The organism is Nocardia sp. NPDC059177 (genome assembly GCF_042755165.1).
In the GTDB taxonomy this organism is placed as follows: domain Bacteria; phylum Actinomycetota; class Actinomycetes; order Mycobacteriales; family Mycobacteriaceae; genus Nocardia.
The window spans coordinates 220,571-244,163 of record NZ_JBHZBX010000002.1 but is presented as its reverse complement, the minus strand read 5'-3'; the positions used below and the strand labels follow the sequence as shown (position 1 = coordinate 244,163).

Sequence of the window (23,593 nt, the reverse complement as noted above, 5' to 3'; positions counted from 1 at the left end):
CTGATTGATAATCTCAACGTTGAAATATCTACTCGCGGAGATGGCTCAGCGTCAAGTAGATGAACGTTAAGATTTTCAACCGAGAGGGAAATGATGCGGGACGCCGTCGATCTGATCACCGCGCACTGGACTGCCGAACGACCCGATGTCGACGTGACGCCGATGGCTGTCGTCGGACGGATCACCCGCCTCTCGCGCCTGCTCGAACAGGACCTGAAGCGCTTCTTCGCCGGTCACGGCCTGGAATTCTGGGAGTTCGACGTGCTCGCCACCCTGCGCCGCTCCGGCGGCGACAAGGGCCTCACCGCGGGTGCGCTCAACCGCGCCGCAATGGTCACCTCGGGCGCGATCACCAACCGCATCGACCGCCTCGCGGCCAAGAACCTGGTCCGCCGCGCCCCCTGCGCCGAAGACCGCCGCTCGGTCTACGTCCAGCTCACCGACGAGGGCCGCGCCCTGGTCGACCACCTGCTCCCACTGCACATGGACAACGAGCAACGCCTTCTCTCCACCCTCACCACCGACGACCGCGACCAGCTCGCCACCCTGCTACGCACCCTGTCCATCGGCCTGAACGACACATCCCTGGACTGACTGGCGTAATCGTGCAATCGGCGCCCCGCCAGTCAGAATTCTGACTGAGCGCGTCCGAATTGCACGATGACGCCGGTGCCGCACCACCGGGCACCGTGCCTGGCGATGCGTCCCGCGCCTCAGCCGTGATGTCCGAAACTCGACTCGCCTACGCGACTGGTATGCCCTCAGGCGAGCTGACCTCCGGAACACCTACAGTTCCGGCGCCGGGTGCAGCGTCACCCGGGGACTCCGCCACCAGGCGCAACATCGCCGGGGACTCGGCCGCCGGGATTTCGATGACCGTGATTCGCTCCGCACCCCAGCCGCGGCGTCCGAAGCTCGACTCGCCTACGCGACTGGTACGCCCTCAGGCGAGCTGACATCCGGAACACCAGCAGGTCCACCACCTGGCGCACCGTCACCAGGTACGCCGCCACCGGGTGCGGGGTCGCTGGGCGCAGTTCCGTCCGGGTTCACATCGCTGGGGGCCGTGTCGGTGAACGTTTGACCTTCGGGTGCGACACCGTTCGCGACCGGCGGGGACCCGCCGTCGGGAGGGGTTCCCTCCGGTATCGAACCCGGCGAATCGCCGTTGGGGGTGGTGCCTTCCGGCATGGTGAGGCGGGGGCGCTGGCCGGAGCCGGAGGTGGGGAGTTGGTCGCCTGCGTCGGGGACCAGGGCGAGGAGGGTGGAGAAGTCGACGACCTGGGCGCCGAGGGTGGGCGTGGCGACGATGACGCCGTTGGTGTACATCCGGTAGGTGCCCGCTCGTTGCGGGAGCAGCATTTCCGGGCCGATGGGGGCGCCGACCGCACTGTCGGGGCCGCCGATGCGGCGGTAGGCGGTGTCGATGAGGCTCTCGCCGGCCAGCGCTTCGATGGTCGGGTCGGGCAGCGTCGGCGTCGGCGTCGCAGGATCGGCGGGGTAGGCGGGGGCCGGTGGGGCCGGCGCGGTCTGGACGAGTTCGTCGGGGGCGGGGCCGACCTCGAAGGTCTGGATGTCGGCGGGGCGGCCGCCGTCGGGGGCGGCGGAGTACTCCGAGCGCAGGATCAGCCCGTCGCGCAGCAGGACGGTGCCGGTGGTCGCGGCGACGGCCTCGGTGGTGCGCGCGTCCTCGAGCACGGTGCCGGGGTAGACCTGGCAGTCGGTGGTGTCGCAGGTCTGCGCGTAGGTGTAGCGGTCCTCGGCGAGTGCGTAGGAGCGGGCGGCGATGGCCTGGGCGCGCAGGGCCTCGAACGCGCCCTGATCAGCCCAGTTGGCCTGCATCTCGGCGGGCAGGAGGCCGGCGAGATAGTCGTCGAGGTCGACCTGGTTGACGGTGCGGTAGGCGCCGTCCTCCAGCGCGACGCCGAGCGCGCCGCGATAGGCGGTGCCGCCGCACAGGGTGAGGTGCTCGTCGGCGGGCCTGCCCGCGCCCGCGGACACGGGGTAGACGAACGGGTCGTCGGTGGCCGCCTGCCAGAGCACCTCGCCGTCGCAGCCCGAGGTCACCACCACGTTCGCGCCGCCGTCGGGCAGTGGGGTGAGGTGGGCGGCCTCGCCGGGGCCGATGGTCCGGCCCGCGACCTGCGCGCCCGCGGCGGCGAAGGTGTCGAGGGTGGCGTCGTCCTGGGCTTGTAATCGGACGCCGATGGTGGTCGGCCCGATCTGCCCGAGTTCGGCGCCGGGGTAGTAGTGCCCGAGGATCTCCTCGGCCGTCCAGCCCTCCTGCGCGTTCTCGAACGCCCCGACCTGACTCATACCGCGCCCGTGACCAGCGCCGACGGTGGGCGTAACCTCCCCCGGCAGGATCTGCCACAGCCCCATCGCTCCGGTCAGCGCCAGTGCGGTACCACCGACCATCAGCGGAAGTGGCACGGTCCGCAGGACCGGCACGCTCCGACGCCGGGTCCCGCGACGGGTGGTGCGGTTGATCTTGGCGTTCGCTCTCATACTGCGCTCCCACGGTTTCACGGTTCGACCGGCGGAGCTCGCGTCGGCATGTCGTCGTCACCGAGCGGGATCCGAGGGCTACATTCGAGCAATCACATAATCCTCAAGTTGAGGTTTAGATGTGTGACGTATGTTAACTAGTGTGGTGTGTGAGGCGATAGGAAGCAAGCATCACATGCCAGCGGAACATCAGGCGCCAGCCGCCACATGCAAGGTTCGACCTTGATTGGAGTCGCACGTGCGATACCGAAAGCCGAAACGTTCCTATGTGCTCCCGGTAGTCACCACGCTCGCGGTCGCCGCACCGATCGGCGCGTTCGCACTGAGCGATTCGACCGACTACCGCAGCGCGAACGATTCCCAGCTCACGGCCGTTCCGGCCCAGCTGGCCGAGGTCGCGCTGACCTCCGCGCAGGACATCACCGTCCCGCTGCGCGAGCTGACCGGCCTCGATCTGCCCGACCTGCACCTGTCGGATCTGCAGATGCTGCCGCTGCCCAGTTCGATCCCGGTACCGCCGGGATTGCCGGTCCCCCCGGGCGTGGCGCTGCCGACCGAGATCCCGCTGCCGCCACTCCCGACGAAGGCCCAGCCGACCACAACCCCGCAGGCCCCGGCCCCCGGCGCGGCCCCCAACGCCGCACCGAACAACCGCCCGCCTGCCCCCAGCACAGCGGTCCCGACCGCCCCCGCCGCACCAGCACCGGCGGCGCCGACTCCAGCCGCACCGGCTCCGGCAGCGCAAGCACCGGCCGCACCAGCTCCGGCAGCGCAAGCACCAGCCGCACCAGCTCCGGCAGCGCAAGCACCAGCCGCACCAGCTCCGGCAGCGCAAGCACCAGCCGCACCGGCTCCGGCAGCGCAGGCACCGGCCGCGCAAGCACAAGCACCAGCCGCGCAGGCACCGACAGCACCGGCACCACAGGACGCATCGGCACCGGCAGCGCAGGCTCCGGTAGCACCAGTCCCAGCCGCACCTGCACCCGCCGCGCCGGCACCGGCGCCGACCGCGCCGGCTGCGCAGGCACCAGCACCACAGGACGCATCGGGTCCGGCAGCGCAGGCGCCCGGGGCGCCGGGTGGGACTCCGGCCGACTCACCGGCTGCGCCGCCGAATCCGCAGGTCCAGCAGGCGCCGGCGGGCGCGCCCGCGACCCCTAGCGCACCTGCCGCGCAAGCACCCGCACCGGCGGCGGCCCCGGTCGCCCAGAGCCGGCCGGCCGGTACGAAGTTCATCGCCGACCCGGCCAACCTGGAGCCCGGCACCACCCCGGATACCCCTGCCCTGTCCCCCGGTGCGGTCGGCCCGGAGCTGATCGACGAGGTCGGCGCGCAGGTCAAGGAGATCACCCAGGACACCCCGTTCAGCATGGTCGCCGTCACTGCCCGTGATCTGGCGAATACCACCACCAAGCTGCGCGCCAGGCAGCCGGACGGCAGCTGGGGTCCCTGGTACAACGCTGATCCGGTCGACACCAGGGCCAACGATCAGGCCCCGGCCGACGCGCCGACCGGCACCGAGCCGATCTATGTCGGCGAGACCACCGCGGTGCAGATGCTGGTGACCCGCAAGCCCACCGCGGGCCCCGATCACGACCCGGCGCATCTCACCGAGGCCGCGCTCAAGGCCGTGCTGATCAACCCGGGCCGGGCCGCGATCGACGCCGCGCTCAACGAGGTGGCGGCCGCGCTGCCCAATGGCGGGCCGAAGGTGATCACCCGCGCGCAGTGGGGCGCCGACGAGTCGATCCGCTGCCAGGAGCCCACCTACGACGACGGCCTCGGTGGCCTCACCGTGCACCACACCGCGGGCCGCAACGACTACAGCCGGGCCGAGTCGGCCGGTATCGTCCGCGCGATCTACGCCTATCACGCCGAAACGCTCGGCTGGTGCGACATCGGCTACAACGCCCTGGTCGACAAGTACGGCCAGATCTTCGAGGGCCGCTACGGCGGGCTCGACCGTGACGTGCAGGGTGCGCACGCGGGCGGTTTCAACGAGAACACCGCCGGTGTGGCGCTGATGGGCAACTACGAGATCGAGTCGCCGAGCGAAGCGTCGATCACCGCGATCGGCCGGTTCATCGGCTGGCGGGCCAAGCTGGACGGGCTCGATCCCAAGGGCTACACCACGATGTACTCCGAGGGCACCGAGTTCACCCCCTACTACCTGGGCGAGGAGGTCGAGTTGCCGGTGGTGTTCGCGCACCGCGATGTCGGCAACACCGACTGCCCCGGCGACGCGGCCTACGACCTGATGGACCGTATCCGCTCGATCGCCGCGGGCAACAACACCTACAGTTCGCCTGCCACGCCGTATCGTCCGCCGAGCCAGGAGGCCAGTGCCCCGGAGAGCGACCAGCAGGCCGCCGCCCCGCAGGGCAATATGGCCGAGCTGGGCGCGCTGGTCGACAAACTGCTCGGCCTGTCCTCGACCAACCCGATCGCCCAGCACTGGGTAGCGAGGGGCGGTGTCGACGGTCCGCTCGGCGCGCCGGAGTCGGATCTGCTGCCGGGCTCGCAGGGCCGTCAGTACGCGAAGTTCGCCAACGGTTTCGTCTATTCCGGCGAGAACGGCCAGGTCTTCGAAGTGGTGGGCGCGATCCTGGACCGCTATCTCAGCCTGGGCGCCGATTCGGGCGTGCTCGGCCTGCCGACCGGCAGTTCCTACCTGGTCCCGGATGGTCTGCGCACCGATTTCCAGAACGGTTCGCTGGTGCTCAACGAGCTGACCGGCATCGTCACCACCTTCTGGAAGACCTACGACGAGACCTACAAGGCGGAGATGAACGGCGCGAACCAACCCCCCGCCTCGGTCGTCCCGCCGACCACCCCCGGCGACCCGCAAGCCACCACCCCGCCACCCGCCGACCCGGCAACACCCCCGGCGCCCACCGATCCAGCGGCACCCCTGGCACCCGCCGACCCAGCGGCCACCCCGGCACCCGCCAACCCGGCAGCACCCCCGGCACCCACTGACCCACCGGCGCCCCCGGCACCCAACTGACCCAGCGGCACCCCTGATCCCGCCCGACCCCTAACCCGCCGCGATCAATCCGACACCAGAACAACCCCGGTATCCCCGGAACCCGCCCCAACCGGCTGACACCCGGTCAAGGCGAAGAACGGCCGGTGCCCCTCCCAACGAGGGCACCGGCCGTTACGCGTGACGACCAAGATCATCAGGCCACCACGGATTTCGCTTCTCGGCCGATGTCTCCACAGAGGCCTGGTGATCAATCGACCAGTTCAGGACCACCAACGTTCGAGGACCATGGCGACGCCGTGGTCGATATTGCTGCCCGTCACCTCGTCGGCGGCGGCGCGGGCTTCCGGGTGCGCGTTGCCCATGGCGACACCGTGCCCGGCCATCGAGAGCATCGGCACGTCGTTGGGCATGTCACCGAAGGCGATGATCGCGTGTTCGCCCACCCCGAATCGCCGCGCCACCTCGGCCAGCCCGGACGCCTTGGTCACCCCGGGCACCGCCAGTTCGATCAGCCCGTGCTCGGTGGAGTAGGTGATCTCGGCGCGGTCGCCGACCAGCGGGGCCAGCACGGCGCGCATCTCGGAACTGCGGGCCGAACTGAGCCGGACCAGCATCTTGATCGCGGGCGAGTCGATGACCTCGGCGTGCGAGACCACCGTGTCGTCGGGGTTGAGCCAGGCGTGTTCGTAGGTCGGCGAGCTGACGAACTGCTGGGTGACGGCGTCGTGCGCACTGGCGCCGACCCGCTCGGTGGCCAGCCCGCACCCGGGTAGCGCGTGTTCGGCGAGCTCGGCCAGCCAGCCCAGGGTCTCGACGTCGAGGGTGTGGCTCGACAGCACCCGGTCGGTGGCGCTGTCGTAGATGACCGCCCCGTTGCCGCAGACCGCGAGCGGGGCGTACCCGAGTTCGCTGACCACCGGTTCGATCCAGCGCGGCGGCCTGCCGGTGGCCAGCACGAAGGTGGTGCCGTCGGAGACGAGCGCGCCGACGGCGGCCTTGGTGCGCGGCGAGACCTTGTCGGCGTCATCGATCAGGGTGCCGTCGACGTCGGTGGCTACCAGCTTCGGTTTCGGGTGCAGAGGAGTCATCGGTTCCATCCTGCCGCACGTCGGCACGCGAGGACGACACAGATGTCCCTATGATCAGGGCCTGAATACCCGATCCAGAGGGGACTGATGACCGGCTTTCTGTTGCGGCGCGCGCTGAACTACGTCGTGCTCCTGTTGCTGGCTTCGTTCCTGACGTTCAGCCTCGCTTCACTGACTTTCAACCCGCTCGACAGCCTCGAGCAGCGCAATCCGCGCCCTCCGCAGTCGGTGATCGACGCGAAAGCCGAGCAGCTGCATCTCGACGAGCCGATCCCGCAGCGCTATCTCACCTGGCTGGGCGGCGTCGTGCAAGGGGATTTCGGGACGACGCTGGCGGGTCAGCCGGTGAGCGAGGAGCTGGGCAGGCGGGTCGCGGTGAGTCTGCGGCTGCTGATCCTTGGTTCGGTGATCGGTACCGTGCTCGGCGTGCTGATCGGCGCGGCGGGGGCGATCCGGCAGTACAAGTTCAGTGATTATTTCTCGACGGTGCTCTCGCTGCTGATCATCTCGACACCGGTGTTCCTGCTCGCGACATTGCTGAAATACGGTGCGCTGCAATTCAACACCTCGACCGGCACCCAGTTCTTCCTCTACACCGGCGAGACCTCGGCCACCCAGATCACCGGCCTGTGGAACCAATTGGTCGACCGCGCACAGCATCTCGTGCTGCCGACGCTGGCGCTGGCGCTCTACGGCATGGCCGGTTACAGCCGCTACCAGCGCAACGCCATGCTCGACGTGCTGCAAAGCGATTTCATCCGCACCGCCCGCGCCAAGGGCTTGACCCGCAATCGCGCGCTGTACAAGCACGGCCTGCGCACCGCGCTCATCCCGATGGCCACCCTGTTCGCCTACAGCCTCGGTGGCCTGATCACCGGCGCCACCTTCGTGGAGAAGATCTTCGGCTGGCACGGTGTCGGCGAGTGGCTGGTGGACTCGATCAATGCCCAGGACCTGTACGTGGTGGTGACGGTGACCGCGTTCGCCGGCCTGGTGGTGCTGGTCTCGGGCCTGCTCTCCGATGTCGTCCTTGCCCTGCTCGACCCGAGGGTGCGTGTGTCATGACAGAGACCGAACTCATCGCCGTCGGCGCTCCGGAGAACGCCGCGGCCGGGCGCCGCAAGCTGGTCTGGCGCCGTTTCCTGCGCAACAAGCCCGCCGTGGTCGGCGCGGTGATCCTGCTGCTGCTGGTGATCGTCAGTTTCGCGGTGCCGCCGCTGCTGCCGTGGGATTACCAGCAGATGGACTACACCGCGCTGCTGAAACCGCCGAGCCCCGAGCATCCCTTCGGCACCACCCAGATCGGCCAGGACGTGCTCGCCCAGACCCTGCGCGGGCTGCAGAAATCGCTGATCATCGGCTTCTCGGTGGCGATCTTCGCCAGCATCATCGCCGCCACGGCCGGCGCGGTGGCGGGGCTGCTCGGCGGCTGGACCGACCGGACCATCATGTGGTTCGTCGACCTGCTGCTGGTGGTGCCCAGCTTCATCATCATCGCGCTGTTCGCCCCGCGCACCAAGGGTTCCGGCTCGATCCTGATCCTGATCGTGCTGCTGAGCGTGTTCGGCTGGATGATCGCCGCGCGGATCGTGCGCGGCTTGACATTGAGCCTGCGTGATCGCGAATTCGTCCGCGCCGCACGGTATATGGGCGCGCCGACCCGCACGGTCATTCTCAGCCACATCGTCCCGAACATCGCCTCGATCCTGATCATCGACACCACCCTCGCGGTCGGCGCGGCGATCGGCGCCGAAACCGGGTTGAGTTTCCTCGGTTTCGGTGTGCAGCCGCCGGATGTGTCGCTGGGTTCGCTGATCGCGGCGGGCACCAAGTCCGCGCTCACCTACCCGTGGCTGTTCCTGTTCGCCGGCGGGCTGCTGATCACGATCGTGTTGTGCGCCAACCTCGTCGGTGACGGCCTGCGCGACGCGTTCGACCCCGGGGCGCGGGGTGCGCGCAAATCGCGCAAGGAGAAGGCCGAGCGCAAGGATCAGGCCCGGGTCGAGCTGAAGAAAGCCGAGAAGCGATGAGTACGTCGACCGCGCCCTTGCTCGAAGTCACCGACCTGCGGGTCTCGTTCCCGGGCGAAGAGGGCCGGGTAGACGCGGTGCGCGGGGTGAACTACACCGTCGCCGACGGTGAGGTCCTCGCGATCGTCGGCGAGTCCGGTTCGGGCAAGTCGGTGTCCTCGCTGGCGGTGATCGGGCTGCTGCCCGAGCAGGCCAGGATCCAGGGCTCGGTCCGGCTGCGCGGGCGCGAGCTGCTCGGCCTGGGCGACAAGCAGATGTCGAAGCTGCGCGGCTCCTCGATCAGCATGGTCTTCCAGGACCCGCTCTCGGCGCTGACCCCGGTCTACCGGGTGGGCGACCAGGTGGCCGAGGCACTGCTCGCGCACGGCACGATGACCCGCAAAGAGGCCGGTGAGCGGGCGATCGAACTGCTCGACCTGGTCGGTATCCCCGACCCCCGGCTGCGCGCGCGGGCCTTCCCGCACGAGTTCTCCGGCGGCATGCGCCAGCGCGTGGTGATCGCCATGGCCATCGCCAACGATCCAGCGCTGATCATCTGCGACGAGCCGACCACCGCGCTCGATGTCACCGTGCAGGCCCAGATCCTTGACCTGCTGCGCAAGGCCCGCGACATCACCGGCGCCGGCGTCATCATGATCACCCACGACATGGGTATCGCGGCGACCGTCGCCGACCGGGTCGCGGTGATGTACGCGGGCAAGGTCGTCGAAACCGCCCCGGTCGCCGAGCTTTTCCGCGCGCCGCGGATGCCGTACACCGTGGGTCTGCTCGGCTCCATCCCGCGCATGGACGGCCCGCCACGCACCCCGCTGATCCCCATCCTCGGCGCCCCACCCGCCATGCACGCGCTGCCGCCGGGCTGCTCGTTCGCGCCGCGCTGCCCGGTCTCGATCGAGGACTGCACCGCCGCCGAACCGCCGCTGGAGAAGGTCGGCCCCGGCCATTCGGTGGCCTGCATCCGCACCGCCGAGGTCGGCACGCCGGAACTGTTCGAGGCCTACCGCAAGGAGATCCCGGAGCCCGCGAAAACGGATCGCACCGACGCCGAGGTCGTCCTGCGCGTCACCGACCTGGTCAAGACCTTCCCGCTCACCTCGGGTGTGCTGCTGCGCCGTCGCACCGGCGAGGTCCGTGCCGTCGACGGCATCAGTTTCGAGGTCAGCGCGGGCCGCACACTGGCCCTGGTCGGCGAGTCCGGTTCCGGCAAGTCGACCACGTTGTCGCAGATCATGGACCTGGCCCGCCCGCAGTCGGGCAGCATCGAGGTGCTCGGCAACGATGTCGCGACGCTGACCAAGGCGCGGGTGCGGGAGATCCGCCGCAAGATGCAGATCGTGTTCCAGGACCCCAGTTCCTCGCTGGACCCGCGGCTGCCGATCTTCGATGTGCTGGCCGAGCCGCTGCGCATCGACGGGCGCTCACGCGAGGAGGTCAACCGGCGGGTGCCCGAGCTGTTGCGCCAGGTCGGGCTGCGGCCCGAGCACGCCGACCGCTACCCCGCGGATTTCTCCGGCGGCCAGAAGCAGCGCATCAGTATCGCCCGCGCGCTGGCACTGGACCCGCAGCTGCTCGTGCTGGACGAGCCGGTGTCCTCGCTGGACGTCTCGATCCAGGCCGGCGTGCTGAATCTGCTGCGTGAGCTGCAGGCCGAGCGTGGCCTGTCGTATCTGTTCGTCTCCCACGACCTGTCGGTGGTGCGCAATCTCGCCCACGACATCGCGGTGATGTTGCGCGGCAAAATCGTCGAATCCGGTCCGGCCGAGCAGATCTTCGCGAATCCTCGGCACGAGTACACCCGCTCGCTGATCGCGGCCGTACCGGAACCCGTGGTCAGCGCCTGAGCCCGCAACGCCGAGGAGGCGCCATGAGAACCCGTCGCAGGTACCGAGGACGCGGTGCCCGGCTGCGCTGTGCCGCCGTGGTGGCGGCGGTGGGGCTGGTGGTGGCCGGCTGTGGGAGCACCAGCGAGTCGGCCGAGGGGCTCACCGCCGAGATCGGCAGCACCAGTGATATCAATCCGCGCGAGGTCGGGGAACTGCGCCAGGGCGGGAATCTGCGCCTGGCCGTCAGCTCCTACCCGGCCAACTGGAACACGCTGTCCAATGACGGCAACGAGGCCGAGATCGCCGACATCCTGCGCCCGATGATGCCCCGCTCGTTCGATATCGACGCGGCAGGCAAGCTCACCGTGAACACCGACTACTTCACCGATGTCGAGCTCACCGGCACCGACCCGATGCGGGTGACCTACACGATCAACCCGAAAGCGGTGTGGTCGGACGGTTCGCCGATCACCTGGGAGGACATCGCCGCCCAGGCCAACGCCATGAGCGGGCGCGACAAGCGCTACCTGATCGCCATCACCAACGGCTTCGAGTTCGTCGACACCGTGGAGCGCGGCGTCGACGACCGGCAGGCGATCCTCACCTTCAACACCCCGTTCGCCGACTGGCGCGGCCAGTTCGCCGGCAACAGTTCGCTGTACCCGAAGTCGGTCACCTCGACGCCGGAGGCGTTCAACACCAGCCTCGTCGACGCCATCGACCTGACCGCGGGCCCGTTCACGGTGATCGACACCGACCGCGCCCAGGGCCGGATCACGTTGGGCCACAACCCGAAATGGTGGGGCGCGAAACCCGTCCTCGACACCATCACCTTCAGCGTGCTCGACCGCAGCGCCTGGGTGCAGGCGTTGCAGAACAACGAGCTCGACCTGGCGCTGCTGTCCACGATCGACGATGTGCAGTCCGTGCGCGGCACCGACGGCCTCGAGGTGCGCCGCGCCCCCGGCAATCGCTGGCGCCACCTCACCTTCAACGGTTCGCCCGGGTCGATCCTCGCCGATCCGGGGGTGCGGGTGGCGATCTCGAAGGCGATCGACCGCAAGGGCATCGTCACCGCCATGCAGAACGGGCTGGTGGAGAACCCGCAGCCGCTCAACAATCACGTCTTCCTGCAGGGCCAGGACGGCTACCGGGACAACAGCCTCGGCTTCGACCCGGCGGCCGCCGAACGCGAACTCGACGCACTCGGCTGGGTGCGCAACGGTGACGTGCGTGAGAAGGACGGCCGTCAGCTGGTCATCCGCGACGTCTTCTACAACGACCCGACCTGGGTGCAGATCGCGCAGATCATCCAGCAGAACCTCGCCGCTGTCGGCGTCGGCCTCACCATCGACACCAAACCCGCCCAGGGCTTCTTCACCGATGTGATCCAGCCCGGCGATTTCGACGCCACCCAGTTCAGTTTCATCGGCGACCCGTTCCCGCTGTCGAGCCTGCGGCAGATCTACTACTACGACCCCAACGACCTCCAAGGCAACTACGGCCGCATCGGCTCCCCCGAACTCAACGCCCTCATCGAACGCACCCTCACCGAACTCGACCCGGCGAAGTCCATCGAACTGGCCAATCAGGTGGACCGCGCGGTATTCGAGGAAGGCCATTCGCTGCCGCTGTTCCAGTCCGACGGCAGCTATGGCGTCCGCGCCACTCTCGCCAATATGGGTTCGCCCGGATTGGCGTCGTACGACTATACGAAGATCGGATTCACGAAATGACCACTGCCACCTACGGAATGCGTTTTCGCCGCGCCGCGATACCCCTTCTCGCGCTGACGCTGGCCCTGGGTGGCTGTGGCACCGACCCGGCGATCGAAACCGCGCCCAGTGATATCGGGGCGACCAGCGATATCAATCCCCGACCGCGCGACGAGGTCGCCGAGGGCGGCAATCTGCGCCTCGCCATCCCGAATTTCCCGCCGACGTTCAACGGCGCGCACATCGACGCCGACGGCTACGTCAGCGAGGTGATCAGCTGGACGTTGCCGGGCACGCTCACCTCCGACGCGGCGGGCAACCTCGAGGTGGACCACAACTACTTCACCTCCATCGAGCTCACCGGCACCGACCCGCAGCGGATCGTGTACACGATCAACCCGAAGGCGGTGTGGTCGGACGGCTCGCCGATCACCTGGGCGGATCTGCGTTCTCAGGTGAACGCGCTGAGTGGACGCGATACGGCGTACCAGGTGGCCGCGACCCAGGCCTACAGCAGTGTCGGCACGGTGGAGCGCGGCGTCGACGACCGGCAGGCGATCGTCACCTTCGCCGAGCACTACGCGGAGTGGAAGGGCCTGTTCAATCCGTTGTTCCCGCAGCAGGTGACCGCGACCCCGCAGGCCTTCGACGATTTCTATCGCAACGATATGCCGCTGTCGGCGGGCCCGTTCATGGTCACCGAGGTCAACCGCGACCAGCAGCGCGTCATCCTGAGCCGCAACCCGAAATGGTGGGGTGACACCCCCAAGCTCGACACCGTCACCTACTCCATCCTCGATGCGGCCGCCCAGCTCAGCGCGCTCCAGAACAACGAACTCGACGCCGTCGAACCGCTGAGCACGGTCGACGACATCAAGATCGCCACCAACACCCCCGGTGTGCAGGTCCGCCGCGCGCCGGCCAACAGTTTCACCCACATCACCTTCAACGGCGCGCCCGGCTCGATCATGTCGGACCCGAAGCTGCGTATCGCGATCTCCAAGGGCATCGACCGTCAGGCGATCGCCACCGCCGTACAGAACGGCCTGGTCACCGATCCCGAACCGCTGAACAATCACCTCTTCCTCGTCGGCCAGACCGGCTACGCGGACAACGCGCAATCGGTGTCGTTCGACCCGGCGGCCGCGGGCCGGATGCTCGATGAACTCGGCTGGAAACTCAACGGCGAGTTCCGCGAGAAGGATGGCCGGATACTCGAGATCCGGGACGCGATCCCGCAGAACGACACCCAGGTCCGGATCGCCACGATCGCGCAGCAGAATCTGGCCGATATCGGAGTGAAGCTGCTCATCGAGACGCACGCCAACAATTTCTTCACCGGCGTGATCGATCCCGGCAATTTCGATATCGCGCAGTTCGCGTGGTTCAAGAGCATTTTCCCGCTCGGCGCGCTGCGGCAGATCTACGCCTACGATCCGGCGAACAGGCTGAGCAATTTCGGCCGCATCGGTTCCCCCGAACTCAATGCCCTCATCGACGAGACTCTCGCCGAACTCGATCCGGCGAAGGCGATCGAACTGGCCAACAAGGCCGACCGGATGATCTTCGAGTCGGGCTTCTCGCTGCCGATCGTGCAGTCCGCCGGCGCGGTCGCAGCCCGCGAGAATCTGGCGAACTATGGCGCGTTCGGGCTGAGTTCGGCCGATTTCACCAAGATAGGCTTCGTCAAGTAGTAGCTCCGCCACGTGCGGAGAGGAAGGACCAACCATGCGAATTCGCTCGCTCGGCACCAGGTTCGCCATTCCGTGCGTGGCGGTCGGCTTGATCCTGTCGGGATGCTCGTCCGGCAGCGATGTCACCCCCGGCACCGCGTCGATCGGCAGCACCAACGACATCAATGCCCACGATGTCGCCGACCTGCGCGACGGCGGCAATCTGCGCCTGGTGTTGAGCTCCTTCCCGGAGTCATTCAACTTTCTGCAGATCGATGGCGGCACCGAGAGCACCGCCGATGTGATCGAGCCGATGCTGCCCTCACCGTTCACCAGCAACGCCGCCGGTGAGCTGGCGATCAATCACGACTACTTCACCGATATCGAGCTCACCGGCACCGACCCGCAGCAGGTGACCTACACGATCAACCCGCAGGCCGTATGGACCGACGGGACGCCGATCACGTGGGAGGATCTGCGCTCGCAGGCGGCCGCGCTGAGCGGGCGTGACCCGGGCTTCCTGGTCTCGTCCACCAGCGGTTTCGAGCGGGTGGAGAAGGTCGAGCGCGGGGTCGACGACCGCCAGGCCGTGGTCACCTTCGCCAAGCCCTACGCCGAATGGCAGGGGCAGTTCAGCCCGCTCTATCCCAAGGCCACCACCGAGTCGGTCGCGGCGTTCAACGATCGTGACCGGGACGGGCTCGCGGTAAGCGCCGGACCGTTCCAGCTCAGCGATATCGACCGGTCGCAGAACCGGATCACATTGAGCCGCAATCCGTCCTGGTGGGGTGCGACGCCGAAGCTGGACACCATCACCTTCAGCGTGCTCGACAGTTCGGCCTGGCTGCCCGCCATCCAGAACAACGAGCTCGACATCGCCTACATGTCGGGTATCGAGAACGTCACCGCCGCCAAGCAGGCACCCGGCGTCGTACTGCGGCGCACACCGGAACCGAGCTGGTCGCACATCACCTTCAACGGCGCGCCCGGCTCGCTGCTGGAGGACCCGCAGCTGCGCATCGCCATCTCCAAGGCGATCGACCGGCAGAGCATCGTCAATGCCTCGCAGAATGGTGTGGTCGACGATCCCAAACCGCTCAACAACCACATCTACATGCAGGGGCAGAAGGGCTACCAGGACAATTCCGCGCCCATCTCCTTCGATCCGGCCGCCGCGGCGCAGATGCTCGACGACCTCGGCTGGAAGCTCAACGGCGATGTCCGCGAGAAGGACGGGCGCAGGCTCGAACTGCGCGATGTGATGTACCAGCAGGACGGCTGGGTGCAGACCGCCCAGATCGTGCAGCAGAACCTGGCCGCGGTCGGGGTCAAGCTCATCATCCAGACCGTGCCCGGCAGTGGGCTTTTCAAGGACGTGATCGATCCGGGCAACTTCGAGCTGGCCCAGTTCAGCTGGGGCGGTAGTGTTCTCCCGCTCGGCGCGCTGCCGCAGATCTACGCCTACGACCCGGACAACCTGCAGGGTAACAAGGCCCGCATCGGCTCGCCGGAACTGAACGCGCTGATCGAGCGCACCATGTCCGAACTCGATCCGGTGAAGGCGATGGAGCTGGCCAACCAGGCCGATCAGATGATCTTCGCCGAGGGCTATTCGATTCCATTGCAGCAGGCTTCGGGTACCTACGCGGTGCGCGAGAACCTCGCCAACTACGGCGCCTTCGGGCTCGCCTCCGCCGACTACACCAAGGTCGGCTTCCTGAAGTGAGTGCGGCGCGCGCGCTCGGCTATCCGCTGCTCGTCACCGGCGGCGCCCTGGCGGTGATCGCCGCCTGGGTGCCGTTCGCCGATCTCGATCAGCTGAGCGCGCTCGTCGTGGTCGGTGTCGCGATCCTGGCGTTCACGGCGTATCAGCTCGGTCTGGCGGTGGGGGTGCTGCCGACCGGGCTGGTCGCCACCGGGACGGTCGGCGGTAGCCGGGTGCGCCAGCAGCATCGGCTGGTCAGCCGGTCGTGGCTGGAGATCACGAGTGGGGACCGGATGGTCTGGCAGCCGGTCTTCTTCACTCCCGCCCTGAGCGCCCTCACCCCCACCGACCTCGCACTGACCGGCCATTCGATCCACGCCGGCACGGATCGTTTCTATCCCTCCGGCCGGGTCCGCACCACCGAGCCCGCGGGCAAACTCGTCGACAACCCGTCGCGCCCCACCACCCCCGCCGCCTTCGGCCTCCCCCGCCGCCTGCTCCTCGACGCCCAATCCGCCGTAGGCGCCCCCGTCATGGGCCTGCTGTGGGTCTACGTCATGCACGGCGGCACCGGCGCCTTCGTCGCCAGCACCACCGTCGCCGCCACCACTTTCACCTGGCTCTCCGCCATCCGCGGCTCCGACCCCACCTAATCTTCCTGGTCAATTGATCACCAGGCCATGACGGATTTCGCTTCTCGACGTTCGTCTACGCCAAGGCCTGGTGATCAATTGTCCAACTCGCAGGCAACTGGTCTGACCACTTGACCTCTTGACCTGTTGGGGTGGATTATCGGGGTATGGCGTGGACTCCTGTGGTGAAGCGGTCGGTTTCCGGTGATGTGTTCGAGCAGATCGCCGGCGAAGTGCTGGGCGGGGAGCTGGCCGCCGGGAGCACTTTGCCGAGTGAGCGGCAGCTGGCCGAGGCGCTCGGGGTTTCCCGGCCCGCGGTGCGGGAGGCATTGCAGCGGCTGGCGGCGGCCGGTCTGGTGTCGGTCCGCCAAGGCGAAGCGACCACCGTCCTCGACTACCGCCGCAGCGCAGGCCTGGAAGTCCTCCCCCGCCTCCTCCTGCGCGGCGACACCATCGACCCCACCGTCGCCCGCAGCATCCTCGAGGCCCGCCTCCACAACGGCCCCAAGATCGCCGAACTCGCCGCATCCCGAGTCCGCCGAGCCACCTCGGCTACCACTGGCTCGGCTGCCGCTGGCCCGACCGCCGCTGGCCCGGCTGCCGCTGGCCCGGCTGCCGCTGGCCCGGCTGCCGCTGGCCCGGCTGCCGCTGGCCCGGCTGCCGCTGGCCCGACCGCCGCTGGCCCGACCGCCGCTGGCCCGACCGCCGCTGGCCCGACCGCCGCTGGCCCGACCGCCGCTGGCCCGGCTGCCGCTGGCCCGGCTGCCGCCGGTCCGACCGCCGCTGGCCCGACCGCCGCCGGTCCGACCGCCGCTGGCTCGGCTGCCGCTGGTCCGGCTGACCTTGGTCCGGCTGCCACTGGGTCAGGCGTATCCACGATGGGGGTGGATGGTGAGTTGGCACTTTTGTGTGCGTCGGTGGATGTGCTTGTCGCGGAGGTGGATCCGGTTGTTCAGCAGCGGATCGCACTCGAATTCTGGGATCACGTGCTGGATCTCGCCGATTCGATCGCTTTCCGGCTGATGTATTCCATGTTGCGCGCGGCCCATGAGCCCGCGCTCGCCGCATTGGCGCCGATCATGTCCGCCGAGGTGGGCAATGGTGACGCCTATCGAGACCTGGCCGCCGCGATCAGCGCGGGCGAGCCGGAACGGGCCGCCGAGTCCGCCCGAGCCCTGCTCGGCCCGGCGACCACCGCCCTCATCCATGCCCTCGACGGGGCATGACCCACCCCGAGGAACCACCATGACGAGTACCCGTCCGACAACGCCGTCGCACGAAACCCCCACGACCGGATCCCGGCCCGACCACGACGTAGCGCCCTCGCACCTGAACCGCGCCCCCACGACTGAATCCCGCGCCGACCACGACATAGCCGCATCACACCCGAGCCCTAGCCCCACGACCGAACCCCGGGCCGACTACGGCATTGCGGCGTCATACCCGAACGCCGAGCCCGTGACGCCGGCCTCCGAAGGGATCGGCGAAGACCGTCCGGTGCCTGGGCAAGCGCGCAGGCTTCGCCGCAGCCTGACGCTGGCCGCCGCCGCCCGTGAATTCCTCCGGCATCCCTCGCCCTGGATGATCGCCGTGAGCTTCGTGGCCGTCCTGACCGCCCGCCTCGTCCTGGGCGACTGGCAACTCACCGACGCCCTGATCCCCGTCCTGATGATCGCCGCGTTTCCCCTGGTGGAATGGATCATTCACGTCACCGTCCTGCATTGGCGCCCAAGGCATCTCGGCCCGCTCACCCTCGACAGCGAACTGGCCCGCAAACACCGCGCCCATCACACCGACCCCCGCGACGTCCCCCTCATCTTCATCCCACCCAAATCCCTCACCCTCACCATCGCCGCCCTCACAGCGATCGCCTTCCTCGCCTTCCCCCGCCCCGAACTGGGCCTCACCTTCCTGCTCACCATCACCACTCTCGGCATCCTCTACGAGTGGACCCACTACCTGATCCACACCGACTACAAGCCGAAACACGCCCCCTACCGCGCGATCTGGCGCAACCACCGCCACCACCACTACAAGAACGAGCACTACTGGTTCACCGTCACCACCGCCAATACCGCCGACCGCCTCCTCCACACCGCCCCCGACCCAACCACCGTCCCCACCTCCCCGACCGCCCGCCACCTCCACTCAGGCTGAGGGCCGAATCACCACAACGCGCCCGGTCCGCACCTAGCGGGCCGGGCGTTTCGTGTACTCCGACCACGGAATTCCAGATCAACCCTTGACGGATTATTACCCTAGGGGGGTATGGTATCGAACCGAGACGGAGAGAGCTCGGTTGGCCGAAAGGACGAAAGTCGTGACTACGCAAGCGAAATCCACCCGTAAGTGGTGGGCGTTGGGGGCGATCGCCGCCGCGCAGTTCATGGTCATCATGGATACCTCGATCATCGGGATCGCGTTGCCGCGGATGCAGGTCGATCTCGGGTTCTCGCCCGAGTCGCTGACCTGGGTGTTCAATGCCTATGTCATCGCGTTCGGTGGGCTGCTGCTGCTCGGCGGGCGGCTGTCGGATCTGCTGGGCGCGCGGCGGGTGTTCGGGGCAGGCTGGGTGGTGCTGGCGGTCGGCTCGCTGATCGCGGGGGCGGCGGGGAGCGCGGGGGTCGAACTGGCGGGTCGGGCGATCCAGGGGGCGGGGGCCGCGTTGATCGCGCCGTCGGCGTTGACATTGCTGATGATGTTGTTCGGCGGGTCGCCGGGCGAACTCACCAAAGCACTGGCCGTGTACGGCGCGGCGGCACCGGCCGGTGGCACCGCGGGGGTGTTCCTCGGTGGTGTGATCACCGAATACCTCAGCTGGCCATGGGTTTTCTACATCAACATCCCGATCGCGGTGCTCGCGCTGATCGCGGTGCCGCTGGTCATGCCCGCCGCCCCGGCGCGGAAGGGATCTATTGATATCGCCGGATCCATCACTGTGACAGCAGGTTTGGCGGCCGCGGTGTACGCGATCGTGCAGGCGCCCGAGACCGGGTGGGCCTCGGGGCAGACGTGGGGCGTGCTGGCACTGTCCGCCGCGCTGCTCGCCGGGTTCGTCGTCATCCAGTCCCGGCGTGCCGAGCCGCTGATGCGGCTGAGCATCTTGCGGGCGCCGAATCTGGCCGCCGCCAACTTCGCCCAGTTCGCACTGGCCGCCGCGTGGGTGCCGATGTGGTTCTTCCTCAACCTGTATCTGCAGCAGGTGCTTGGCTACAGCGCGTTCCCCTCGGGCGCCGCGCTGCTGCCGATGACCACGCTGATCATGCTCGGGATGGTGGTGCTGGCGCCCAAGGCCATGCAGCGATTCGGCGCGAAGCCGATGATCGTCACCGGATTGGCGGTGCTCGGCCTCGGTCTCGGGGTGATGTCACTGGTCCGCCCGACCGGCAACTTCTGGGTCGACGTGCTGCCCGCCTCACTGGTGGCCGCGGGCGGTATGTCACTGGCCTTCATCCCCTCGCTCGGCACCGCCATCTCGGCGGCGCGCCCCGAGGAGGGCGGGCTGGCCTCGGGCATCGTCAACGTCAGCTACCAGGTGGGTTCGGCGCTGGGCCTAGCCGCGATGACCGCGGTGGCCGCGGCGTTCGGCGCGGGTGAACTGGGCGATGCCAGGGCACTGACCGACGGCTACTCGGCCGCCTTCCTCGGCGCGGGCCTGCTCGCGCTGGCCGGCGCTGCTATCACCGCGGCGGTCATGCGCACCCCGGCGACGGCCGACGCGCCTGTTTGACAACCTACCCTAGGGGGGTATGGTAATTATTGAGATCGACGACGAGGAGAACACCACCATGCGCACCACTGTCACCGTCACCGGCATGACCTGCGGTTGCTGCACCAACAAGGTGCGCGACAAGGTCGGCGCCCTGCCCGGCGTCACCGGCGTCGAGGTCGACCTGGCCGCGGGCTCGGTGACCATCGAAGGCACCGAACCCGACCGCACCGCCCTCGCCGACGCCGTCACCGCGGCCGGTTTCCAGCTCGCCGACTGAACCCGAAACGGAGCATCCCGATGAACGCAACAGGCAAGTTCGCCGGATTCGCCCTCGGCCTCGCGGCGGTCTTCGGGATCGCTCTGGCCGCCGGCGCCCTGATCGGTCCGGAACCCACCGAACCGGCCGGGCACGACGACCACGCGGCCCCGCAGGCCGGCGCGAGCGAGATCCCCGGTGGTCTGCTGGTCACCGATCAGGGCTACACGCTGGCCCTGGACCAGCCGAACACCACGACCGCGGCGCAGACGCCGATCACCTTCCGCATCCTCGACGCCACCGGCGCCCCGGTCACCGAGTACCAGACCAGCCACGACAAGGACCTGCACCTGATCGTGGTCCGGCGGGACATGGCCGGTTTCCAGCACGTGCATCCGGTGCTCGACCAGGCCGGGACCTGGCGGGTGCCGCTGAACCTGAGCCTGGCCGGTGACTACCGGGTCTTCGCCGACTTCACCCCGGCGGGCGGGTCGAATCTGACCCTCGGCGCCGATCTGCGGGTCGCGGGCGACTACGACGTGCGGGCCCTGCCCGCCCCGGCCGCCACCGCGCAGGTCGGGGAGTACACGGTCGCGCTGAACGGCACCGTCACCCCGGGCGCGGCCTCGAAGGTCACACTCTCGGTCAGCCGCGACGGCGCGCCGGTCACCGACCTGCAGCCCTACCTCGGGGCCTACGGTCACCTGGTCGCACTGCGGGCCGCCGACCTCGCCTACCTGCACGTTCATCCCGAAGGCACGCCCGGCGACGGGGTCACCCCCGCCGGACCCGGCATCGACTTCGTGGTGACCGCGCCGAGCGCGGGCGACTACCGCCTGTTCCTCGACTTCCAGCATCAGGGCGTGGTGCGCACGGCCGAGTTCACGGTGCGGGTCGCCCAGCCGGACTCGACGGGCGCGAGCAACCCCGCGCCGACAAGCGCACCGGCCGACCACGGCACACCCGGACACGGGCACTGACCTGAGCACCCGTCGACCACCGGGCTGAACGTTCACTGCCCGCAGATCGGTCGAAAATCGGAACCAGCTGAGCCTTCAGCGAATGCTCAGCGCATGCTTCGGCGGACTCCGCAACAGGCCCGTCGAAACGGACCCACGTAGCCCGCCGGCAATCCCTCAGCAAGAATTGATACCAGGAACGAAACGGAGCACCCCATGACCACCGTGACTCAACCACCCGGCACCGGCCAGGTAGAACTGGTGATCGGTGGCATGACCTGCGCTTCCTGCGCGAACCGGATCGAGAAGAAGCTCAACAAGCTCGACGGGGTCACCGCCACGGTCAACTACGCGACCGAGAAGGCGCGCGTCGACTTCACCGGTGACGTCTCCCCCGACGAATTGATCGCCACCGTCGAGCAGGCCGGCTACACCGCGGCACTGCCCGCGCCGAAGCAGGCCGAGCCCGCCGAGGACACGGCCGCCGAACCGGACCCGACGGCCTCGCTGCGCACCCGGCTGCTGGTCTCGCTGGTACTCACCGTGCCGGTGATCGCGATGGCGATGATCCCGGCGTTGCAGTTCACCAACTGGCAGTGGCTCTCGCTGACGCTGGCCGCGCCGGTGGTGGTGTGGGGCGCGCTGCCCTTCCACAAGGCGGCGTGGACCAACCTCAAGCACGCCACCGCCACCATGGACACACTGGTGTCGATCGGCGTACTCGCCGCCTTCGGCTGGTCGCTGTTCGCGCTGTTCTGGGGTACCGCGGGCGAGGCGGGGATGACGCATCCGTTCGAATTCACCATCGCGCGGATGGACGGCACCGGCAGCATCTACCTGGAGGCCGCGGCGGGCGTCACCACGTTCATCCTGGCCGGGCGCTTCTTCGAGGCGCGGTCCAAGCGGCGGGCCGGAGCGGCGCTGCGGGCACTGCTCGAACTGGGCGCCAAGGATGTGGCGGTGGTGCGCGATGGCGTCGAGACGCGAATTCCGGTGGAGCAGTTGGCCGTCGGCGACGTGTTCGTGGTGCGGCCGGGCGAGAAGATCGCCACCGACGGTGTGGTGACCGAGGGTTCCTCGGCCGTCGACGCCTCGATGCTCACCGGAGAATCGGTGCCGGTGGAGGTCGGCGTGGACGATGTCGTCACCGGCGCGACCGTCAATGTCGGCGGACGACTCCTGGTGCGCGCCACCAGGATCGGCGCCGACACCCAGCTCGCCCAGATGGCGCAGCTGGTCGAGGACGCGCAGACCGGCAAGGCGCAGGCGCAGCGGCTGGCCGACAAGATCTCCGGGATCTTCGTGCCGATCGTCATCGCGCTGGCCGTGGCCACCCTCGGCTTCTGGCTCGGCACCGGCGGTTCCGTCGCGGCCGCCTTCACCGCGGGCGTCGCGGTACTGATCATCGCCTGCCCCTGCGCTCTCGGCCTGGCCACCCCGACCGCCCTCATGGTCGGCACCGGCCGTGGCGCGCAGCTGGGCATCCTGATCAAGGGCCCCGAGGTGCTGGAGTCCACGCGCAAGGTCGACACCATCGTGCTGGACAAGACCGGCACCGTCACCACCGGCAAGATGACGCTGCTCGACGTGATCCCCGCGGCGGGCGAGGTCGGCAGCAGGGTGCTGGAACTGGCCGGCGCGCTGGAGGATTCCTCGGAGCACCCGATCGCGCAGGCCATCGCCAAGGGCGCGCGGGACGAGCTCGGCACGCTGCCGCAGGTGGAGGGTTTCGCCAATGTGGAGGGTCTCGGCGTGCAGGGTGTGGTCGACGGGCACGCGGTGATCGTCGGCCGGGCGCGGCTGCTGGCCGACTGGTCGCAGGCGCTCGACGACACGCTGGAAACCGCCATGGTGGAAGCGGAGTCGGCGGGCAAGACCGCGGTCGCGGTCGGCTGGGACGGCAAGGCACGCGGTGTACTGGTGGTCGCCGATGCGGTGAAACCCACCTCGGCGCAGGCTATCTCGCAGTTCCGTGCACTGGGTCTGACCCCGATCCTGCTGACCGGTGACAATGCCCGCGCGGCCCGCGCCATCGGTGACGAGGTCGGTATCGACGAGGTGATCGCCGAGGTGCTGCCGCAGGACAAGGTCGACACGGTCAAGCGCTTGCAGGCCGAGGGCAAGGTCGTCGCCATGGTCGGTGACGGCGTCAACGACGCGGCCGCCCTGGCCCAGGCCGACCTCGGCCTGTCGATGGGCACCGGCACCGATGTCGCCATCGAGGCCAGCGACCTGACCCTGGTCCGCGGCGACCTGCGCGCCGCCGCCGACGCCATCCGCCTGTCGCGGCGCACCCTGGCCACCATCAAGGGCAACCTGTTCTGGGCCTTCGCCTACAACGTGGCCGCCATCCCGCTGGCCATGGCCGGCCTGCTCAACCCGATGCTGGCCGGCGCCGCCATGGCGTTCAGCTCGGTCTTCGTGGTGAGCAACAGCCTGCGCCTGCGCCGCTTCCAGTGACAGCACAATAGTTGTAGGGGCGATCTATGTAGACTGAATCTAC

General features: G+C 68.6%; 16 protein-coding genes and 1 pseudogene. 15 read left to right on the top strand and 2 right to left on the bottom strand.

The window, feature by feature from the left end:
* The first annotated feature begins 90 nt into the window (after positions 1-90).
* The gene (locus ACFXK0_RS04270; protein ID WP_379408291.1) at positions 91-594 is read left to right on the top strand and encodes a MarR family winged helix-turn-helix transcriptional regulator; all 504 of its coding nucleotides are present in this window, start codon (positions 91-93) and stop codon (positions 592-594) included.
* A gap of 330 nt (positions 595-924) precedes the next feature.
* On the opposite strand, the gene ACFXK0_RS04265 is transcribed toward ACFXK0_RS04270, so the two are convergent.
* Positions 925-2,508, bottom strand: a complete 1,584-nt coding sequence (locus tag ACFXK0_RS04265) for a SpoIID/LytB domain-containing protein (RefSeq protein WP_379408290.1) — start codon at positions 2,506-2,508, stop codon at positions 925-927.
* Between the two features lie 238 nt (positions 2,509-2,746).
* Here ACFXK0_RS04265 and ACFXK0_RS04260 point away from each other — a divergent pair, with 238 nt between their 5' ends.
* On the top strand, positions 2,747-5,515 hold the full coding sequence (locus tag ACFXK0_RS04260) for an N-acetylmuramoyl-L-alanine amidase (RefSeq protein ID WP_379408289.1): 2,769 nt from the start codon (positions 2,747-2,749) through the stop codon (positions 5,513-5,515).
* A gap of 242 nt (positions 5,516-5,757) precedes the next feature.
* Here ACFXK0_RS04260 and ACFXK0_RS04255 read toward each other — a convergent pair whose 3' ends face one another.
* Positions 5,758-6,594, bottom strand: a complete 837-nt coding sequence (locus ACFXK0_RS04255; protein WP_379408287.1) for an HAD family hydrolase — start codon at positions 6,592-6,594, stop codon at positions 5,758-5,760.
* Positions 6,595-6,672: 78 nt separating this feature from the next.
* On the opposite strand from ACFXK0_RS04255, the gene ACFXK0_RS04250 reads away from it, so the two are divergent.
* From ACFXK0_RS04250 to ACFXK0_RS04190, 13 genes and pseudogenes are all read left to right on the top strand, one after another.
* Entirely contained in the window at positions 6,673-7,650 is a 978-nt protein-coding gene (locus ACFXK0_RS04250; RefSeq protein ID WP_379408285.1) for an ABC transporter permease, read from the top strand.
* Entirely contained in the window at positions 7,647-8,615 is a 969-nt protein-coding gene (locus ACFXK0_RS04245) for an ABC transporter permease (protein WP_379408284.1), read from the top strand. The genes ACFXK0_RS04250 and ACFXK0_RS04245 overlap by 4 nt, the downstream gene beginning before the upstream one ends.
* On the top strand, positions 8,612-10,456 hold the full coding sequence (locus ACFXK0_RS04240; RefSeq protein ID WP_379408282.1) for a dipeptide ABC transporter ATP-binding protein: 1,845 nt from the start codon (positions 8,612-8,614) through the stop codon (positions 10,454-10,456). The genes ACFXK0_RS04245 and ACFXK0_RS04240 overlap by 4 nt, the downstream gene beginning before the upstream one ends.
* A gap of 23 nt (positions 10,457-10,479) precedes the next feature.
* Complete coding sequence (locus ACFXK0_RS04235) at positions 10,480-12,174, top strand: ABC transporter family substrate-binding protein (RefSeq protein WP_379408281.1); 1,695 nt, start codon at positions 10,480-10,482, stop codon at positions 12,172-12,174.
* A 17-nt stretch (positions 12,175-12,191) separates the two neighbouring features.
* On the top strand, positions 12,192-13,847 hold the full coding sequence (locus ACFXK0_RS04230; RefSeq protein WP_379408477.1) for an ABC transporter family substrate-binding protein: 1,656 nt from the start codon (positions 12,192-12,194) through the stop codon (positions 13,845-13,847).
* Between the two features lie 34 nt (positions 13,848-13,881).
* Entirely contained in the window at positions 13,882-15,552 is a 1,671-nt protein-coding gene (locus ACFXK0_RS04225; RefSeq protein ID WP_379408280.1) for an ABC transporter family substrate-binding protein, read from the top strand.
* Positions 15,549-16,184 carry a hypothetical protein gene (locus ACFXK0_RS04220; protein WP_379408279.1) on the top strand — a complete coding sequence of 212 codons (636 nt, stop codon included), beginning with the start codon at positions 15,549-15,551 and terminating at the stop codon, positions 16,182-16,184. Before ACFXK0_RS04225 ends, ACFXK0_RS04220 begins: the two co-directional genes overlap by 4 nt.
* 146 nt (positions 16,185-16,330) lie before the next feature.
* A pseudogene (locus tag ACFXK0_RS04215) lies at positions 16,331-16,696 on the top strand (FadR/GntR family transcriptional regulator); the annotation flags it as partial.
* A 1,048-nt stretch (positions 16,697-17,744) separates the two neighbouring features.
* Positions 17,745-18,320: a sterol desaturase family protein gene (locus ACFXK0_RS04210; protein ID WP_379408475.1), complete on the top strand. Its 576-nt coding sequence runs from the start codon at positions 17,745-17,747 to the stop codon at positions 18,318-18,320.
* Between the two features lie 163 nt (positions 18,321-18,483).
* Entirely contained in the window at positions 18,484-19,893 is a 1,410-nt protein-coding gene (locus tag ACFXK0_RS04205) for an MFS transporter (protein ID WP_379408277.1), read from the top strand.
* Positions 19,894-19,912: 19 nt separating this feature from the next.
* Positions 19,913-20,152 carry a heavy-metal-associated domain-containing protein gene (locus tag ACFXK0_RS04200; RefSeq protein WP_379408276.1) on the top strand — a complete coding sequence of 80 codons (240 nt, stop codon included), beginning with the start codon at positions 19,913-19,915 and terminating at the stop codon, positions 20,150-20,152.
* A gap of 20 nt (positions 20,153-20,172) precedes the next feature.
* Positions 20,173-21,111, top strand: coding sequence for a hypothetical protein (locus ACFXK0_RS04195; protein ID WP_379408274.1), 939 nt, complete (start codon positions 20,173-20,175; stop codon positions 21,109-21,111).
* A gap of 195 nt (positions 21,112-21,306) precedes the next feature.
* Positions 21,307-23,550 (top strand): heavy metal translocating P-type ATPase, encoded by a 2,244-nt coding sequence (locus ACFXK0_RS04190; RefSeq protein ID WP_379408273.1) that lies wholly within the window; start codon positions 21,307-21,309, stop codon positions 23,548-23,550.
* Positions 23,551-23,593 lie beyond the last annotated feature (43 nt).

Excerpts from the sequence above, each read along its gene's own strand:
- ACFXK0_RS04190 (WP_379408273.1), top strand. The coding sequence starts at position 21,307 with ATGACCACCGTGACTCAACCACCCGGCACCGGCCAGGTAGAACTGGTG.
- ACFXK0_RS04210 (WP_379408475.1), top strand. The coding sequence starts at position 17,745 with ATGATCGCCGTGAGCTTCGTGGCCGTCCTGACCGCCCGCCTCGTCCTG.
- ACFXK0_RS04195 (WP_379408274.1), top strand. The coding sequence starts at position 20,173 with ATGAACGCAACAGGCAAGTTCGCCGGATTCGCCCTCGGCCTCGCGGCG.
- ACFXK0_RS04265 (WP_379408290.1), bottom strand. The coding sequence starts at position 2,508 with ATGAGAGCGAACGCCAAGATCAACCGCACCACCCGTCGCGGGACCCGG.
- ACFXK0_RS04230 (WP_379408477.1), top strand. The coding sequence starts at position 12,192 with ATGCGTTTTCGCCGCGCCGCGATACCCCTTCTCGCGCTGACGCTGGCC.
- ACFXK0_RS04235 (WP_379408281.1), top strand. The coding sequence starts at position 10,480 with ATGAGAACCCGTCGCAGGTACCGAGGACGCGGTGCCCGGCTGCGCTGT.
- ACFXK0_RS04250 (WP_379408285.1), top strand. The coding sequence starts at position 6,673 with ATGACCGGCTTTCTGTTGCGGCGCGCGCTGAACTACGTCGTGCTCCTG.
- ACFXK0_RS04240 (WP_379408282.1), top strand. The coding sequence starts at position 8,612 with ATGAGTACGTCGACCGCGCCCTTGCTCGAAGTCACCGACCTGCGGGTC.
- ACFXK0_RS04200 (WP_379408276.1), top strand. The coding sequence starts at position 19,913 with ATGGTAATTATTGAGATCGACGACGAGGAGAACACCACCATGCGCACC.
- ACFXK0_RS04255 (WP_379408287.1), bottom strand. The coding sequence starts at position 6,594 with ATGGAACCGATGACTCCTCTGCACCCGAAACCGAAGCTGGTAGCCACC.
- ACFXK0_RS04270 (WP_379408291.1), top strand. The coding sequence starts at position 91 with ATGATGCGGGACGCCGTCGATCTGATCACCGCGCACTGGACTGCCGAA.
- ACFXK0_RS04245 (WP_379408284.1), top strand. The coding sequence starts at position 7,647 with ATGACAGAGACCGAACTCATCGCCGTCGGCGCTCCGGAGAACGCCGCG.
- ACFXK0_RS04225 (WP_379408280.1), top strand. The coding sequence starts at position 13,882 with ATGCGAATTCGCTCGCTCGGCACCAGGTTCGCCATTCCGTGCGTGGCG.